The sequence below is a fragment of the Bacillus sp. SRB_331 genome, assembly GCF_003264175.1.
In the GTDB taxonomy this organism is placed as follows: domain Bacteria; phylum Bacillota; class Bacilli; order Bacillales; family Bacillaceae_G; genus Bacillus_A; species Bacillus_A mycoides.
In genome coordinates this window covers 21,092-37,428 of record NZ_NADV01000024.1, presented here as the reverse complement: position 1 = coordinate 37,428, position 16,337 = coordinate 21,092, and the positions used below count along the sequence as shown (strand labels likewise).

Annotated in this window: 25 protein-coding genes; 8 read left to right on the top strand and 17 right to left on the bottom strand. The window is 35.2% G+C overall.

Annotated features, from left to right (window positions below):
• Nucleotides 1–322: 322 nt before the first annotated feature.
• Nucleotides 323–682, top strand: coding sequence for an FtsB family cell division protein (locus B5P42_RS16800; RefSeq protein ID WP_113734722.1), 360 nt, complete (start codon nt 323–325; stop codon nt 680–682).
• A 199-nt stretch (nt 683–881) separates the two neighbouring features.
• On the opposite strand, the gene fbpA is transcribed toward B5P42_RS16800, so the two are convergent.
• The 16 genes from fbpA to B5P42_RS16725 form a co-directional block, all read right to left on the bottom strand.
• Entirely contained in the window at nt 882–1,046 is a 165-nt protein-coding gene (gene fbpA / locus B5P42_RS16795; RefSeq protein WP_113734726.1) for a Fur-regulated basic protein FbpA, read from the bottom strand.
• A gap of 250 nt (nt 1,047–1,296) precedes the next feature.
• Nucleotides 1,297–2,274, bottom strand: coding sequence for a glycoside hydrolase family 25 protein (locus B5P42_RS16790; protein ID WP_113734721.1), 978 nt, complete (start codon nt 2,272–2,274; stop codon nt 1,297–1,299).
• Nucleotides 2,274–2,699, bottom strand: coding sequence for a phage holin family protein (locus tag B5P42_RS16785; protein ID WP_071770943.1), 426 nt, complete (start codon nt 2,697–2,699; stop codon nt 2,274–2,276). Before B5P42_RS16785 ends, B5P42_RS16790 begins: the two co-directional genes overlap by 1 nt.
• 304 nt (nt 2,700–3,003) lie before the next feature.
• The gene (locus tag B5P42_RS16780; RefSeq protein ID WP_113734720.1) at nt 3,004–3,981 is read right to left on the bottom strand and encodes a lysozyme family protein; all 978 of its coding nucleotides are present in this window, start codon (nt 3,979–3,981) and stop codon (nt 3,004–3,006) included.
• Between the two features lie 237 nt (nt 3,982–4,218).
• Nucleotides 4,219–4,605 carry a DUF1492 domain-containing protein gene (locus B5P42_RS16775; RefSeq protein WP_113734719.1) on the bottom strand — a complete coding sequence of 129 codons (387 nt, stop codon included), beginning with the start codon at nt 4,603–4,605 and terminating at the stop codon, nt 4,219–4,221.
• Nucleotides 4,606–4,671: 66 nt separating this feature from the next.
• Entirely contained in the window at nt 4,672–4,902 is a 231-nt protein-coding gene (locus B5P42_RS16770; protein WP_113734718.1) for a DNA cytosine methyltransferase, read from the bottom strand.
• Nucleotides 4,880–5,185, bottom strand: coding sequence for a hypothetical protein (locus B5P42_RS16765; RefSeq protein ID WP_088010210.1), 306 nt, complete (start codon nt 5,183–5,185; stop codon nt 4,880–4,882). The genes B5P42_RS16770 and B5P42_RS16765 overlap by 23 nt, the downstream gene beginning before the upstream one ends.
• A 15-nt stretch (nt 5,186–5,200) precedes the next feature.
• A complete protein-coding gene (locus tag B5P42_RS16760) occupies nt 5,201–5,467 on the bottom strand; it encodes a hypothetical protein (RefSeq protein WP_113734717.1) in 267 nt (88 codons plus the stop codon).
• On the bottom strand, nt 5,464–5,655 hold the full coding sequence (locus B5P42_RS16755) for a hypothetical protein (RefSeq protein ID WP_113734716.1): 192 nt from the start codon (nt 5,653–5,655) through the stop codon (nt 5,464–5,466). The genes B5P42_RS16760 and B5P42_RS16755 overlap by 4 nt, the downstream gene beginning before the upstream one ends.
• A gap of 12 nt (nt 5,656–5,667) precedes the next feature.
• Nucleotides 5,668–6,426, bottom strand: a complete 759-nt coding sequence (locus B5P42_RS16750) for an ATP-binding protein (protein ID WP_113734715.1) — start codon at nt 6,424–6,426, stop codon at nt 5,668–5,670.
• Nucleotides 6,410–7,279 carry a phage replisome organizer N-terminal domain-containing protein gene (locus B5P42_RS16745; protein ID WP_113734714.1) on the bottom strand — a complete coding sequence of 290 codons (870 nt, stop codon included), beginning with the start codon at nt 7,277–7,279 and terminating at the stop codon, nt 6,410–6,412. The genes B5P42_RS16750 and B5P42_RS16745 overlap by 17 nt, the downstream gene beginning before the upstream one ends.
• Nucleotides 7,280–7,468: 189 nt before the next feature.
• Nucleotides 7,469–8,098: a Sak single strand annealing protein gene (locus B5P42_RS16740; RefSeq protein ID WP_113734713.1), complete on the bottom strand. Its 630-nt coding sequence runs from the start codon at nt 8,096–8,098 to the stop codon at nt 7,469–7,471.
• Between the two features lie 18 nt (nt 8,099–8,116).
• Complete coding sequence (locus tag B5P42_RS32035) at nt 8,117–8,293, bottom strand: hypothetical protein (RefSeq protein ID WP_000524186.1); 177 nt, start codon at nt 8,291–8,293, stop codon at nt 8,117–8,119.
• A 1-nt stretch (nt 8,294) separates the two neighbouring features.
• Nucleotides 8,295–8,495: a hypothetical protein gene (locus B5P42_RS16735; RefSeq protein ID WP_113734712.1), complete on the bottom strand. Its 201-nt coding sequence runs from the start codon at nt 8,493–8,495 to the stop codon at nt 8,295–8,297.
• A gap of 593 nt (nt 8,496–9,088) precedes the next feature.
• On the bottom strand, nt 9,089–9,862 hold the full coding sequence (locus B5P42_RS16730) for a phage antirepressor (protein WP_113734711.1): 774 nt from the start codon (nt 9,860–9,862) through the stop codon (nt 9,089–9,091).
• Between the two features lie 84 nt (nt 9,863–9,946).
• Nucleotides 9,947–10,141, bottom strand: coding sequence for a helix-turn-helix domain-containing protein (locus B5P42_RS16725; RefSeq protein ID WP_016100193.1), 195 nt, complete (start codon nt 10,139–10,141; stop codon nt 9,947–9,949).
• Nucleotides 10,142–10,333: 192 nt separating this feature from the next.
• Between B5P42_RS16725 and B5P42_RS16720 the strand changes: the two genes are divergently transcribed.
• Nucleotides 10,334–10,693, top strand: coding sequence for a helix-turn-helix domain-containing protein (locus B5P42_RS16720; RefSeq protein WP_098474825.1), 360 nt, complete (start codon nt 10,334–10,336; stop codon nt 10,691–10,693).
• Nucleotides 10,694–10,703: 10 nt separating this feature from the next.
• Here B5P42_RS16720 and B5P42_RS32030 read toward each other — a convergent pair whose 3' ends face one another.
• Nucleotides 10,704–10,853, bottom strand: coding sequence for a hypothetical protein (locus B5P42_RS32030; protein WP_181458805.1), 150 nt, complete (start codon nt 10,851–10,853; stop codon nt 10,704–10,706).
• 607 nt (nt 10,854–11,460) lie between these two features.
• Between B5P42_RS32030 and B5P42_RS16715 the strand changes: the two genes are divergently transcribed.
• The 6 genes from B5P42_RS16715 (at nt 11,461) to B5P42_RS16690 (ending at nt 15,660) form a co-directional block, all read left to right on the top strand.
• Complete coding sequence (locus B5P42_RS16715) at nt 11,461–11,808, top strand: helix-turn-helix domain-containing protein (protein ID WP_113734725.1); 348 nt, start codon at nt 11,461–11,463, stop codon at nt 11,806–11,808.
• Between the two features lie 257 nt (nt 11,809–12,065).
• Nucleotides 12,066–12,638, top strand: coding sequence for an excalibur calcium-binding domain-containing protein (locus tag B5P42_RS16710; protein ID WP_071747754.1), 573 nt, complete (start codon nt 12,066–12,068; stop codon nt 12,636–12,638).
• Nucleotides 12,639–12,694: 56 nt separating this feature from the next.
• A complete protein-coding gene (locus tag B5P42_RS16705) occupies nt 12,695–13,354 on the top strand; it encodes a class D sortase (RefSeq protein ID WP_113734710.1) in 660 nt (219 codons plus the stop codon).
• Nucleotides 13,355–13,489: 135 nt separating this feature from the next.
• Nucleotides 13,490–14,224, top strand: coding sequence for a ribonuclease (locus B5P42_RS16700; RefSeq protein ID WP_113734709.1), 735 nt, complete (start codon nt 13,490–13,492; stop codon nt 14,222–14,224).
• 227 nt (nt 14,225–14,451) lie between these two features.
• On the top strand, nt 14,452–14,712 hold the full coding sequence (locus tag B5P42_RS16695) for a hypothetical protein (RefSeq protein ID WP_113734708.1): 261 nt from the start codon (nt 14,452–14,454) through the stop codon (nt 14,710–14,712).
• Between the two features lie 483 nt (nt 14,713–15,195).
• Nucleotides 15,196–15,660: a DinB family protein gene (locus tag B5P42_RS16690; protein ID WP_098988315.1), complete on the top strand. Its 465-nt coding sequence runs from the start codon at nt 15,196–15,198 to the stop codon at nt 15,658–15,660.
• The last annotated feature ends 677 nt before the right edge of the window (nt 15,661–16,337 follow it).

Here is a 16,337-nt window from a genome sequence, read left to right as displayed (position 1 = left end):
TCGCGCAAATAGCGTTTTTGTTTAAAATAATAGCTCTAAATCAATCGGACACATTTTCCAGTTTATTCACCGCAACATTCATGTTAAAATCCCATGTGAGTACGACATAACTCAACCCTATGAAGCTCTGCAATATTTGCGGGGCTTCTTTTTTCAACAAACCGTTAGTTAATTGTGATGACTACCTTGGTGTACAAAATAAGGATTTTATTTAAATTTCATAAAACCTATCTTTGCCTAAATAGGTTCAAAATTATCTATTTAGCATATATAATACTTTTAAGCAATTTAAATTCTATACATAAGTAATGGAGGCATTAAAATGGGGAGTGTCCCAAATTTACCACCACAACAATCAATCTCCAAAAAACAAATTAATCCTAACAAGAACCTACAAACGAATAAAAAGCTAAGACGTCGTCTTTTATTAGCGCTTGCTTTTATGCTACCTATGGTTATTTCCATTCAAATTTCCATTTATAAGCAAGAACAAATGATTCAAGAAAAACAAATTACACTTAATAAAGAAAAGAAAAGATTATCTGAATTAGAAATTACAGGACGTTATTTTGAAAACGATATTAAAACTTTAACAGAGAGTGAAGAAGGTATTTTAAAGTTCGCAAGGAAATTGTATGGATTCTCCAGACCTGATGAAACTATATTTCAAATAACTGAATAAAATTACACTACATTACCCAAAAGGCGATTGAGGATAATCGCCTTTTTATATTTAATTTCTAAAGGAATCTTATTAATCTCCCCTTCTACCAAATAGCGCTTTAGTTTAGTTTTCTTCTACATTAGATAATCTAAGCTCAATATGTTGCGCCTTCATCCAAACACCCCTTATTTTCGTTTTGATTCTTCCAATAACTGAGTCACTTCAAAAGTTCCATGTTCGAATAGTTGCATTGCTCTTCATCTCCTTTTAGTAATTCGAATAACTCCTGCTCACTCATTTCATAAAGCTGACGTCCTGTATCTTCTTCCTTGTAAATCCCTTTGTGTAATAAGACGTCGATGAAAATTTGATTCCTGTCCATGTTTCCTCCTAGCTTGTCTGTTTCGCTCTTTTTCTTTGGTGACTTGAATAGGTGTTTTCTAATATCTTTATAAAGAATAGCTTCATTGTTTACGAAATCTTTAAACAAACTAACCACTGAACCACTCCTTTCATTCTCGAATCGAGGCACGAAAACAACTTAGTGTGTAGGACAACACTGCCATTTTTTATTTCCGGTCATGCCCCGATTCCAAAATAAAGAGCCGCTCAAACGAGCGACTCTAAACCTTTTATCGAATATCTAAAATATCAAAATGTTTTTCAGGTGCCCAACTATTATTACCGATATCGATCCATCCTTCTTTACGAGCATAAATCATGACAGGCGCTTTTGAAGAAATTGTACCTTTATATGGACCATCAATACCATCGTAATAATTTACTCCCCATCCTTCTGGATACTTTGATACTGCTTTGAAAGGCCAGTAATTATAATGTTCAGCCTTTACCCAACGACTTCTACCTAAATCTAACCAAACATCACCATCTGCCCCCCAGTAGGCACCCCAATATAATACTTCCGCTGCTGTTGTAAAACGTCCTTGAAAAGAACCGTGTGGTTTATCATGATAGTTAACACCAAACCCTTCTGGATACTTTGATTTGGCGAACCCAATACCCTCTGGTTGCGAAACATTCGGTTTTTGTCCAATAAACCAAGAAAGTGGTTTATCTCCTACTAATAGATTTAAGTCACACTTACCAATTCCAGGTACCTGTCCCGTTTCAGTGTATTGCCAGATATCGCATGGATATGCTGGTTTATTTCCACCATAACGAGGAATCCACGTAAAGTCTGCTTTCACTTTAGACATACCGAATTGTTCATACATATGATGACCTACGTAGAAACCTACTTTTTTAGCACCTAAACGATATAACTCATCAATGAAAGCTTGTGAACCTGCTACCATGTTACCCATCGTTTCCTGTTCTACATCTGCAACCCAAAATAATGCGTCTTTGTCTCCACGCGCCCAAAAGTCCTGTGCTTCTTTTTTAGCATCTTCTACAGATACGAAACGACAGAAAGCATAGTTTCCAAATGGTACGCTATGGGACTTCATAGAAGCCACGTATGATTTATACATTGGATCTACATAGTTTGAGCCATCCTGTACACGTGCAATCACTAAATCAAGTTGCGGGGCCGCAACTGACCACTCAATATCACCATTCCATTTTGAAATATCTACAATGTGTCCCATTATTGAACATCTCCTTTTTTCTCTTCTTGTTTTTGTTTGCCGCCCAAAATTTCAACAGCATTTGTTAATGCAGAAGGTAACATGATTCCTATACGTCCTGCATTTTCTAAGATTGATAAAAGCTCATTACCCATAAAGAAAAAGATGGTTGCTTCACGAATAGCGCTATTGCTACCGATTACGTTGTCCAACTGCGCAGCCACCCCAACTAATAAAAAAAGCACTACCTTTTTGGCAATGCCTTTGAAACCAACTTTACTTTTCAATTCTCCGTTATATCCTGCTGCAATCATGCCTGTGATATAATCAATCGCTACCATTATTACTAATATTTGCAAAACCGCATCCCAACCTCCCCAGAAATATCCACAAAAGCCACCTAATGTAGCTATAAACGATTTTGTTAATATATTAATTTGATTCATTTGTTACACTCCTTAAAAAAAGACCGACCCACAAAGGTCGGCTATGCTATTATCGAATATCAGATTGTTTCTCTTCTACCCAAGTGTTTTGACCAATATCAATCCAACCATCTTTGCGAGAGTAAATGTCATACGGAAGAGAACCATCCATTCTGCCTAAGTAGCTTCCAGCTGGAACACCTGGCGCTGAGTATTTATTAATACCGAAACCAGGTGCATATTTTGAATAAGCAACGGAACACTATTTAACTAATTTTTCTATTCTTATAAAACATAAAAAATAGCTTCTATTGGGATTGTTTTTTTATCGAATATCTAAAATATCAAAGTGTTTTTCAGGTGCCCAACTATTATTACCAACATCGATCCATCCTTCTTTACGAGCATAAATCATGACAGGCGCTTTTGAAGAAATTGTACCTTTATATGGACCATCAATACCATCGTAATAATTTACTCCCCATCCTTCTGGATACTTTGATACTGCTTTGAAAGGCCAGTAATTATAATGTTCAGCCTTTACCCAACGACTTCTACCTAAATCTAACCAAACATCACCATCTGCTCCCCAGTAGGCACCCCAATATAATACTTCCGCTGCTGTTGTAAAACGTCCTTGAAAAGAACCGTGTGGTTTATCATGATAGTTAACACCAAACCCTTCTGGATACTTTGATTTGGCAAACCCAATACCCTCTGGTTGCGACACACCGCCACCAGTTCCTCCATCAAAATCTACATATTGCTTAACAATCTCAGCGTAGAAGAAATTCCCACCATTTTTATATCGATAGCCACCGTTGTATGCGACAGCAATTGGGTTACTATATTTCACCATAGCACCAGTCGTATTTCCAAGTGATGGTGCAACAACCGTTTTTGAATACAGATCTGCCACTGGTAATGAATGTTGTTTGTTGTTAGAAGCTAACCAGCGAAGGTAAGCTCGTCCAAAATTATATGATTGAACAATGGCACTTAAATCTGTAATACCATTTTTCTTTGCATCCTCAAAAGCCCCCTTCAAATGCTTTACCCCGTAATAAATTGAATCCTTAGGATTTTTAATTGTATTCATTGGCCATCCTTGTGATTCACTTGACTGCATAATATCAGGTGTTGTTTCAGAATCCCCTTCACTTTCCACCATAATAATTCCAAGCACATAAGGCACTAACTCAGATACACCTTGTGTAGCACATTCACTTTCTATCATTGTCTGCCATCGTAATACTTGTTGCGGCAGATTCTTTGTCTTAACTGAAGCAGCTAATATACTCATTACTAAACATCTCCTTATTTCCATATTATTTTTGTCTAAAAACTACTATTTTACTAAGTACATCCAACAGCTAAATGCCCATTATTCTATAAAATTACTTCATGACACTCACCTTCTTTCACAACAAAAAGAGCAACCATAAAAATAGTTGCTCTTTCGTCAAAATCTTATATTACTAATATAAATCATTTTTTCAATGGTTTCTGTACACCACATATAACCTACATAAAGGTAACATTAAAATTCATCTAGAAACTTGACAATCTTTCTTATTTCAGCATGCTTACGTCGAATATATCCTGAACTATAATGTAAATCATACGAAATTTGTTCTAAGGTCATTCCATCGATATATTTCATTCTAAGTATTTGATGATCCAATCCTGTAAACTTATTAATTAAACACTTTAAATCATATACTTCATTCATCTTATGAGCTAATTCATATTCAATTGCTTCAATATTCCCTTCTACTTTCGCACCGTCCGATTCAGCAGTTAAACGAACATCCCGTAAATCACCACTAATCCAGCGTTTTAATTCAGCTTTTGTTTTATCTAAATTGTAGTCCAAATAAGCAATGTCTTCTTCTAATTTCTGATAGTCTTTCATCCAGTTAAACAAATGATGATTCACCTACTTTCTATGTAAAAAACAATAAATCTCATAAACATGTTTATTTTTTTCGTTCTAAAACGTTTTATCACCCTCAAGACCAATGGCATTTCCAGCTTGATTGTATAGTTGCTCCTTTGAACATACCTGTTGAGCAGCTTCAAAATCTTCATCAGAAAAACCTTGCAATCGCCAAGTCTCGTTGGGTGTAATTCCCCTTAATTCCAGGTCGTCAGTTACAATAGCAGTACTACAACCCTTCAACAAAGTTTGTGAATACTTGTTAACTCTTCCCGTTCCCGTCATATCGATTCCCTTGCCTCCCTGGTAGTTTCGTTGCTGCTAGATGATAAGACCAACCACACTTTAATCGACTATAAAATGTGTAACGTGATATACCGTTATGTTCCGCCATATGCATCCATTCACCATGTTTTCTATCAAAATCCATTTTCTTTTTCCCGATCCGTTGCGTTACCGCTCTTTCGATATCCCAGTCATAGCGGTATACTCTCTCCTGAAGTCTTTGTCTGCTGATACCATTCGCTTTAGCTTGCTCATAATGTTCATCTAAGATAAAGAAGTTCATTGCCATGCCCCTTTCTTAATCCAATGCCATAATTTCAGCTAATGTTCTATCTGAAATGTAAGTGTTGATAATCTGAATCCGACCATATTTATCTTTAGCCATTCCTACGGCTGCGCTTTCTGATTTTGCTTCAAACCAACGAATTTTCCATTTATCATCCTTGTCGTAAAACTCTACTGAGTACGTTATGACGCTTGTGTCACGCTGCAAAAACTTATCAGACGTGCTCTTTGCTGCATACTCAAAACTTCCAACGACATCCTCAAGTGTTAATTGCTTCATGCTACTGTCTCGGCTTTCTTACGCATTTGTAGTTGATGGATTGCTTTTAACCTCGTCATAACGGCATGACGTCTTCTATCCACTTCTTCAGGTGTCCGATTCCCCGCTTCGCAAATACATGGTGCGAATTGGTACATACCCGTTCCCATATCGGTTCTAATTACTCCAGTTCCTTCACATGCACACATCTTAATTCCCCCTTAGAATGGTAATGCTTTTCTTCTATAATCCTTTGTATCTTTAAAAACAATTGCTCTAAAGTTATTGAATATACGTGATACAATCCGTTCGTCATATGCACCCTCTAAACGCTCTCCAGTAAAGTTTGTTGTGAAGATAGTAGATTTACCTTGCCTTCCATCGAAAACATCAAATAACACTCTATTGATGAAGTTTGTAGCTTTTGTATTAGCATCTAACGCGCCTAACTCTGCCCCTAAATCATCAACTATCAATACATCTGCTCTTACTAACGTCCGAATGATTGAATCCTCAGTTAAGGAGGAATCTTTATTGAACGTACTTTTAATCTTCCGTAGCAATTCGCCCACTGTAACAAAGACGACTGACTTCCCTGTTCCTGCAAGCTGATCAGCGATGGAGTAAGCAAGATGTGTTTTTCCTGCTCCACAATTCCCGGCCATAATTGCATTGAACACTTTTCCATTGAGATAATCCGTTGCGATGACCTTTGCAAGTTCAAGGTTCTTCGCTCCTTCCTCGCTAGTAGGTTGGTAGTTATCAAAATTAGCTTTCTTAATGTTGCTATCAGCAATCATGCTTTGTTGATGGAATAAGAATTTCTTCTCGTTCGCTTTATCTGCATCGTATTTCGCTTGTTCTTGTTCCTGGAGCTTCTTACTTTCGTTTTCAAGAAAGCATCGAGGGCACACAACTTGTCCACTGAACTTCATCTTATTCATGCCATGCGTATCACAAACATCAGAATCCATAGTCATATTCACCTTTTTGGCTATATCGGTTGGTATTGCTAGCGCCGCTCTCTGCATTGTTCTTCGCTCCTTTTTTAGAATTCATTTGAATTGTTAACTGATCGAACTTTTCACGTAGCTTTTTAGGAGATAAGATATTCCCTTGCCAAAACGGATCTGCTTGGCACCAATCAATAACATCTTTAATCTCTTGTAATTCACGGTTATCTTTTTCACGCATCAGCCTAAAATCATTAGACCAAGTATCGAAATTAGGCTCTTTTTGTTTAGGATTGTTACCTTTAATTTTTTCAAACAAATACTTAGCCCCGTTGGTGTCGCAAGTTTCAAACTTGTGACGGAAGGTTTCTTTTTCTTTTTCTTTTTCTTTATCTATATCTAATTCTTTATCTTCTTCTATATCTGTATCGTCACGTGACGTCACGCAAGCGTCACTTTCTTCACCCTTGTTTTCTAATGCTAATTGCTGTTGTTTCTTGCGTTCACGGTACTTCTTGTTCCGCTCTGCATTCAATTGTTTTACACGTTCCAACCCGTCTATGTTCTGATGTTTTTCCCAATTCGAGATGCATATGTATTGATCGTCTGTTACATCAATCATTCCGAACTGTTTGAATGTTTGTAGGGCAAGTCTCACAGTTGCTATCGGTCTATTAAAAAGTGTTGAAAGCATTTCTTCTGTAAAAGGAATGTTTTCACTCAAGAATATGTAACCATTGGCATTTGTTCTGCCCGCTTGAGACAACAATTTAATCCAAATGATTAGTAGTGTGTCTGCATCTGGTAAGCTTTCAATCAATCGAATTTTTTCATCCTCAAACATGTTGGTAGAGAGTTTTATCCATTTAACATCTGCCATTTAGTTCACTTCCCTTTCACATATCGCAATATCGCCTTTAACACTTAATATTCTGTAACCTGGATAGCGATTAGGAGTGATGTACTCAACCGCTTTCGTTTTTGCCTCTTGTTCGTTTCATGCGCCCTTCCACACCCACGCCGGAAGGACGACTTTCGATTGATTTTTATCTAACATGGTTTCATCTCCTTAGTTTGTTTGTTCTATTTTTTCATCCTGCTCTTCTTCAGTTTCAGCAGTTTCTTTTTCGGCTTGTTTAACCCACTTTGTCGATTTCTTAAGTACTTCCTCAGCTTGTTTTAATGTCAATCCGCCGACTTCCTTGATACTTAAGTGGCCTTTGATCATATCTTCATCTACTTTTCGAAGAGCAGCTAACTTTTTAATGTTTAATTTAATTGCACCGACTTGTTGAGAAGTAATCATTTCCTCTTGAATCTCCGGTAAATCTTCACCTGCATAGATGTATAATCCCAAACCGTGAAGCGCAATCGCTTTTACTAAGCAACGTTGGATACTCGTATTAATATCGAAACTGTTTGGCTCCGCAATCGGTTTATTTTGATTGTTAAGTATTGGATGAATCTGACTTAGTGGTAATCCCTGTACAGTTACCTCAACTTCTACAAAGTAACCGCAATCCGTTTTAAGGTAAGGAACGCCATCGAATCGCTTAACTTCCCATGTAGCTGCTGGATCTACTTCACGAAGCTTTTTTACCGCCCATGCCCATGATAAGTAGCTAAAGCGTCCTTTCTTTTCAACGGGTTCCGAACAATCTATTTGAGCTAATTTAGAAAAGTAATTTTCAGCTGTCATATCAATCTCCCTCTCTTTTTAAAATGGTGCTACTTCTGCTTGTTTACTAACTTCATACACTTCCATAAGTGCCTGTAATCCGTATTCATAAGCCACAACCATTGATACAGCATTAGGTTCTTTACTTTGCTTATATTTTTCAACTAAACTCTTCATAATTTGAATTTCAGCTTCAATTTTATTTTGTAGACCCATCTTATTCACCCGCTACTTTCTTTGTAGAATGAGACTCTACATATTGTTTGATGCATTCGGTTTCATTGTGTAAGTAATCCCCATCGAAATCTAAGCAACTTTCTCCAAAATAGATTTCTCCATTACAACCGTAACAAGTTTCAATGAAGTCTCTAGCTGATGAATCATGATGATTTCCCATTAACATGCCGTTTTCAATCATTTCCACATTCCTCCTTATTTACTGTAGGAGAAAACATCTGGTATAATGTAAGTACGTTAATTAATAAGTGTGTTTTCTCCAAACCGTCTTAGGGGTAAGGCGGTTTTTTATTTTGTTTTAATGTTTTTGAGCATCGGAATATCCAGGAACCCATTTGCTAGGTGGGGGCTATCGTTAGATACCTGAATATTCCGACAAAAAGAGCTTGTCTGTGTTCATAAATTTGTAACATCTATATATGAAGTTCATATAAATTACGTGTTACACTTTGTACATTCCAAAAGGTTCTTATAGAATCGACAACTCGATGATCTTAGTACTGCCCTGCATCCCCTGCAGGGCTTCCCTCATTTAGCTAGAGTTATATACTTGTATGTTTCCTCAACATTATCTGCGCTGTTGTGTACCTCTCTAGCTCTCAAATCCTTTATGATCCACAAGATTTTCTTGCGTTCGTATTCATCTCGCTGCTGTTTATTTGTCATCTTCAAGCCATCCTGCTCTCTTTGCTGCAACATCTACTCGGTGCACTAAGTATGTCGATAAACATATAGCTATCGCGACAATTATCAAGGATAGTGGGCTTTCCATCTCTAAACCGCCTCCTGATTAAGAAACTTATTAATGAAGTAAAGCTGACCTTTCCCTGTAACTTTTGGTGTGAATGATGTTACGAATTCACCTTCGCTATTTGTTCTTACGAATTCTTGTGACTCGAATAGTCCTAAATCCATTGAATACTGAGTAGGCGTGTTGTACATGCTTCCTCTTTTCTTGCAAAGATAGCCGTTTTCTCTCAACCATTCGAAGAGTCTGTTTTGACCTATTTCTATTCCTTTTTGCTTCATTAGAATCGCTAACTGCTTTATGCTGATCAGATTCGTTGAAACTTGGATTGCTTGAGCGAATGTTACTAAAGATTGTTGCTGCAATACTTTGTGTTCAGCTTCAATGCGCTTCGCTTGTTCTTCTTTTAAGTTAGTGAGAAGGCCGATCATGAAGTCTGGATTAGTTACCGCTTGTTCTAGTACTTGATCTGTCATGTATGCACCATGTTTTTTGATAGAAGGAAGCACTTCGCTGGTTACCCACCTTTTGAATGCTTTTGCTTGTGGTTTACGACTTGTCATGATTAATAAGTAAAGACCGCTTTCGTTAATGATGTTTGTTTCCTGTTGTCTTCCTAGGGAATCAGTGACCTTCATACTATGAAGCTCATCTTCATCTAATCGACTAAGTGATCTAGTTGCATTTACGATTTCTAGCACATCACACACATCTTTCGCCACAAACCAAACATTTTCACCTTTTACTACTGTTCGGACTTGTCCGAACTCTTCATTGTTGAAAACTTGTAATTGTTTCATTTCCTTTCCCCCTTTATCGTATTAGGTCAAGTTCGAACACTTAACATGACCTAAGGTCAAGTTTTGTTCATTTAAAAAATGACCTCATCCTACTAAGTCATCCATTGTTGTTGATAAAGCATTAGCTATTTTTTTTAATGTTTCAACCTTAGTTGATTTAACACCCAATTCTACCTTAGAAACCATACTTTCACTGATTTCTGAGAGTTCAGCAAGTTGCTTTTGTGTCAGTTTTTTGTTTATTCGAAGCTCTTTTATATAACTTCCTTTTACCTTCATCGGTTTCACCTCTCGATTACATTTTCATTGTACACTAAATGTGACCTAGGGTCAAGTTTTTGTTTCTTTTTTTATTTTAAAAAACAAGAAATGGACTGTTGGTCAAGTTTTATGTAGAATATATATTATAGTCAATGTAAAACGAAAGTATTGTAAATTCACATAAAATAGTTTTTAAAGGGGATTGAGATTATGTTACCTACGCTATCCATTAGAATTAAAAAAATCAGGAAAGAGCGAAAATGGTCTCAAAAAGAATTAGGTGAAAAAGTAGATGTTAGTGAATCTTTCATTTCAAAAGTAGAATCTGGTAAGAAACAACCCTCACGGGAAGTAACAGCAAAAATTGCAGAAGTATTAAATGTAACTACAGACTACTTACTAGGAAGATCCGAAGATCCTGAAATTAATGAGCAAGAAAATAATATTGTTACTGAAGAAGGAAAGAACATAATGGCTTTAATTGAAAGTCTTCCAGAAGATGAGAGAAAGAAAGCTTGGGAACAGTTAGAGATGTATGTTACTTATATGCAAAATAAAAAGAATGGCTAATCAAAGAAGACTACTTAATGTGACAGTCTTCTTTTTTATATATTTGGTTTTCCTTATAAGATTCGTCTAGACATATTTTTAAAATATCTTCTGCTTTAATTGGTTCCCCATGTTTCAAACCTAATTTTACCGCTTCCCTCACTAATTGCTCTTTTTTCATATCTACTTCCCCCTATATTCTCTTTAATATATGTAGACTTTCTTAAAATGAAGAGCTTTTGTCGCTTTGGATCAAAAACTCTCCATTTCCTTTAGAGCAGAAATGACACTATCGATTTGATAGTGTCAATTGGAAAGCGGTGATAGAAAAACAAAATACAGTAGCAATTGTCAAAATGGCTTTACTAAACTTACCTTTCAAGTACTTCACCAACTTTTATGTATAATTTATCTATAGAGTTTTAAGACTGTTTTCGGTAGAATACTGCGGAAAACTCTTGATTGATTGTTCTATGTATTCTCTTCCCTCTTCTTAACCTTTCGCTATCTCCATGTAATATAGTTGAAAACTACTTAATCTACCATTTTTGAGGGATTTTAAAAATCCTTATATAACAGTTCCTTTTGGATTTCATAGAAAAAATTATGCATTTTTACAGTTTTTCATTTAAAGCCCTCTATATGAATATTTTACCACAAAAACCGAACTTTTGTTCCTTTTATTTTTCATAAACAGAAATACGACCTAAATATAATAAAAAAAGTCAGAATAACTACCAATTATAGTATAGTAATAGAGTGATTATTATACTCAAACTATGAAAACTATGAAAACTACAGTCGGTCAAAACATTAAAAATTTCAGAAAGTCTTTCGGTTTAACGCAAGAACAATTATCTGATAGAACAGGGTTGTCACGTGGACAAATCAAAAATTGGGAAGTAGATCGCCATGAACCTGATCTTGAAAGTTTGAAAGTACTTGCATCGTTTTTTAATACCTCCATAGACCGTCTTCTTAGCTTCGAAGACGAGAAGGAAGATGCATTACTAGAGTTACTATTTAATGATGTCCAAAGGGCTTATGAGGAGTTTGATGGACGTCAACAAGGTCGTTTTGCGAAGCAAGTTTCATTGTATGTGAAAATGTTGCAAAACAACAAAGACATACTGTGATTTGATTTCATCATAAAAGAAATCATTTCCATTTGATAGTGGTAAAATTATGTAGAATTTTACCACTCTTATCAGTGAGGGCTTCGGCTCTCTTTTTTTATTTATCGTCGACATAATATGACAATATACGAATTAATAGTTTGCTATTATTATCTAGAAATCTTACATTTATCTACAAATTATTATTGTATTTTCAATTTTTTAAATGTAAAATATTTCAATGTAAATACATACCATTTAGGGAGATGGAGAAAATTATGAAAAAACTATTAGCTTCAGCAACAGCGGTCACATTATTAACAGTGGGGTACAGTTCTTCTGCATTTGCAGCAAAAAGTCCTAATGATACAAAAAACTGTGAACATTTTAAAAGCCAACAAGATGCTCAAGCATTCTGGGATCAAAACGGATATGGTGTTGGAAATGATCCACATCGTTTAGACAATGATAAAGATGGCATTCCATGTGAAGATTATAAGTATCCAACAAGCACAAATACTACAACAGAAAATAAAGAAACTACTAAACCTCAAGAACAAACTAAACAAGAAAATACTAAGCAGGAAAACACTAAGCAAGAACCTGCTAAACAAGAAAACACTAAGCAAGAGAATTCAAAACAAAATAACCAAACAACAAATACTAAGCCTCAAACAACTGCAAAAGAAACAAAGAAAAATACTAATACAGTTGTGAAAAAAGAAACAAAAAAACAAGGTGAAAAATTACCTAATACAGCATCAAACGGTGTTACAATGATGTTAGCAAGCTTAGGCTTAGCATTAGCTGGATCTGTATTAATGTTCCGTCGTAAAAAGACAAACGCATAAAATAGTTCCTTAAAACGGCAGGAGAAATCCTGTCGTTTTCAAATGGAGTGATAAAAATGAATAAAAAACAATGGATAGGCTTATTTTTAATTGTTATTGGACTTACTATCTTTTCCTATTATTTTCTAGAATGGTATGGTGCTAGACAATCAGCAGAGTCGCTAACGACTAACGAAGCGAAGCACTATGAGACCTCCACACCTTCTAAAGAAAATGAAACAACAAACATCAATCAAACAGAGACAAAGACTGAGACTTCATTACAACCTGAAGAATCTGTACAAATTCCCGCTTCAAAGGTAAACCATCAATTAGGAGATAAAGTAGCATATTTAATTATCCCTAAAATACAAAAGAAATACTCTGTATATTGGGGAGCTGACGATAAAGTACTGAAAAAAGGTGTAGGTATGTTTGTTAGTGATTTAACTACTACACCATCTGGAAATGGGCATACAGTTTTAAGTGGGCATAGAGATACTGTCTTTACCCAGCTTGGCCAACTAAAGGAAAATGACCAACTTATTGTGGAATATGAAAATAAAACATATACATATAGAATTAACAAGCATTGGATAACAGATTCAGAAGATCGAACAGTTATTGTAGAAAAAAGCGAACCAACATTAACATTAACAACTTGTTATCCTTTTGACTATATAGGAGACGCTCCAGATCGGTACATAATTGAATCATCTCTACTTTCCATTCGTTGAAGATGGGCGTCCAATACATATTATTAAAATTAAGATGGTTCAAGTCGGAGGAAGGAACCTTAGGGTGTCTTTTTTTCTACCTATAACTGTTTAATTGTTATATAATAATAACATTGTATTTTAGGAGGAACATAAATGAACAAAAAACTAATCATTGGAATTATCGCTGTAATAGTAGCTATCATTGCTTCCGTAGCTATTTTTAAGGATTCCAAATCAGAAGATATGAAACCTAAGTATTCACAAAAAGATATGGATAAAGTTATTGATCAACAATTTAATGAACAGCAAGAATTAAAAACACAAATCAAAGAGTTGAAATCTAAAGTAGACTCCTATGAAAAATTGCAAACTAGATCACTTCAAGAAACTACACAGCCGAGTCAAGAAAAAACTGAACTAGCTGAAAATGCTGATAAGGTTACATACGAAAAGGAAATTAAGCCTACTATTGATGAAATGTTAAAGGAATATGATGAAATTTGGAATCAGGACTGGAAAGCTATTTGGGGAGAAGGAAGCAAGGACCCTGAATCTCTTGACAAGAACGCTTTAAAAGAGAAAATGGAGTCAGTTACAAATCGATATGATGCACTTTCCAAGAAAAATACAGAATTTAAAAGTAGCTCAAAGTTAACTGATCCTGTATTAAAAGAAAAGATTGAGAAATTCAGAGTAGAGTTTGGACTGGCAACTAACTATAGAAGTAATGCTGGAAAAGCTGTAACTCAAGGGGTAAAAGGAGTAGCTCCGTTGAAAGGAAGAATGGAAGAAGCTCAAAAATCAATCAAGCTTTCCGATCAAAAACTAAGTAACGCTCTAGCTAGCTTAAATGAAATTGAATCAAAATTAGGAGTAAGTCGAAATTAGGCGCTCGAAAGAGTGCTTTTATTTTTTTTCAATGACCAATATTAATTAACGTGGTAAAATAATATATGGATTGGCGTCCAATACATATTATTAAAATTAAAGTGGTTCAAGTCGGAGGAAGGCACCTTAGGGTGTCTTTTCTTTTATACATCAATAAATATTCTTTCTATTCTGTTTTTATGTAATTGATGGTATATTTTGTATATAAATATTAAGGAGGAAGAGAAATGCAATTACAAAACATAGATCCAGAACTAAAAAAATTTCTTTACCAACAAATTTATGTACATAAAATCGGATCAATCCACACTCTACTTACAGAAGGATATATGTTTGATACACAAGATATACAACAAGCACTAGATATATTTATGAGAAATGAACTCATAATACCTACAGTATCTACAATGCAAATAGGACAGAAAAAAGTAGATTTTATGCGTAATGATGAAAAATTTAGGATTTTAAAAGAAAAAGATCAGTTATAAAAACAAACATTAAATGAACGTGGTTCAAGTCGGAGGAAGACACCTTAGGGTATCTTTTCTTTATTTCTCAATATACGAACTTTAAGAATATGCTATTATTTTAATACAAATTCCCTTTTGTGCAATGAGTTAGTAAGACCCAATAATAAAAGCCCACCTATTTCCGTAGGTGGGCCTTATCTTTATTACACAATATCAAAGTATACTCTCTTTTTCTCATAAACTTTATGTAATTATACATATTCGTAAAAATTACACCAAATAAATATTACACGTAGTAAATAAAAAGGGTAAAACCAGCAATTAAATGACGAAATGCAAATTGCCCAAAAATAGGAAAATAATATTCGTTTTTTATACAATATTAAAGGGTTTGACCGGAATCATATTGAAAAGGTTAGGATTCTCTCTTTTAACTGACTACTTTTGTCAGGGTTGACGTTTTAAAATGAAAGGGACAACTAATTAAGGAGGCGACCAACGATGGTCATGACATTGGAGCAATTTCGCGAAATTTTGGATGAGAATCGTCGTTTAACCATTCGAACAATTGCGGCTTTTCCTGAAGACAAGTTATTCACCTTTGCCCCGGTCGAACCGCTGCGGCCATTCTCAAAAATGATTTTAGAGATACTAGATATTGAACGCGGATATATACGCGGTATCGCTCTCGGTGAATGGGAATATAGCCAACCTTTTGCTGGTGTTTCGACCAAAGAGGAACTTTTAGACGGTTGTCATGAAACAAAGGAGGTTGTGCAAAAATGGTGGCCAAAAATCACTGAGGAACGGTTGCACACCGTAGAAAAAGATCCCTTTTTTGGTGGCGAAATGAGTCATTTCGAACGTCTACATTATGCGTTGGAAAATGAAATCCACCATCGAGGCCAAGGTTTTATTTACTTACGGTTACTTGGGATTGAACCGCCAGCGTTTTGGGATCGATAATAAAAAGGGACAACATTTTCATTTAACCCGGATTCGTTCCGGTTTTTTTTATACCGGGAAACTTTTAGGTAAAACCAGCAACTGAACGACGAAGTGCAATCTATCCAAAAAACGGGGAAAACGTATGTTTTTCTCATTTTGATATAAACCTCTATGTAAAAAGTTGAATTTCACCTCACAGAACACATCTTTTCCTTTTTTGGGGCAGATTGCGTTTTATCGTTTGTTTGCTGGTTCTACCACTAAAATGAACGAAAAGAGTAAAATTACCCTCTTTTTTATAATCTAAGAGATTGGGAACTACTGATGTCCCCTAAGAACTATTAGTGGACATCAAATATATATAAATTAATAGTTTATGTCCGTTAATACTTAACGTAAGATTTGGTTCCATTGCTACACAGACCCCTAGTTATTATTAATTCTTGGATTATTGATTTAATAAATCGTTTATACAAGAAAAAGAAGATTGAACTAGAGATTTAATCTAGTTCAGTCTTCTTTTTCATTTAATTGAAAGTAAACAAATATGTAAAAGTTTACTTTCGGTAATAACAAAAAAGCCCCTTCATAATGTTAAAGGGAATTTGCTCACATAAATGATCTGCACATCAATTCACTTTTGATATACAGATCATTTGTATGATAATTTTTATAAATAATTGCGGAATAATGAA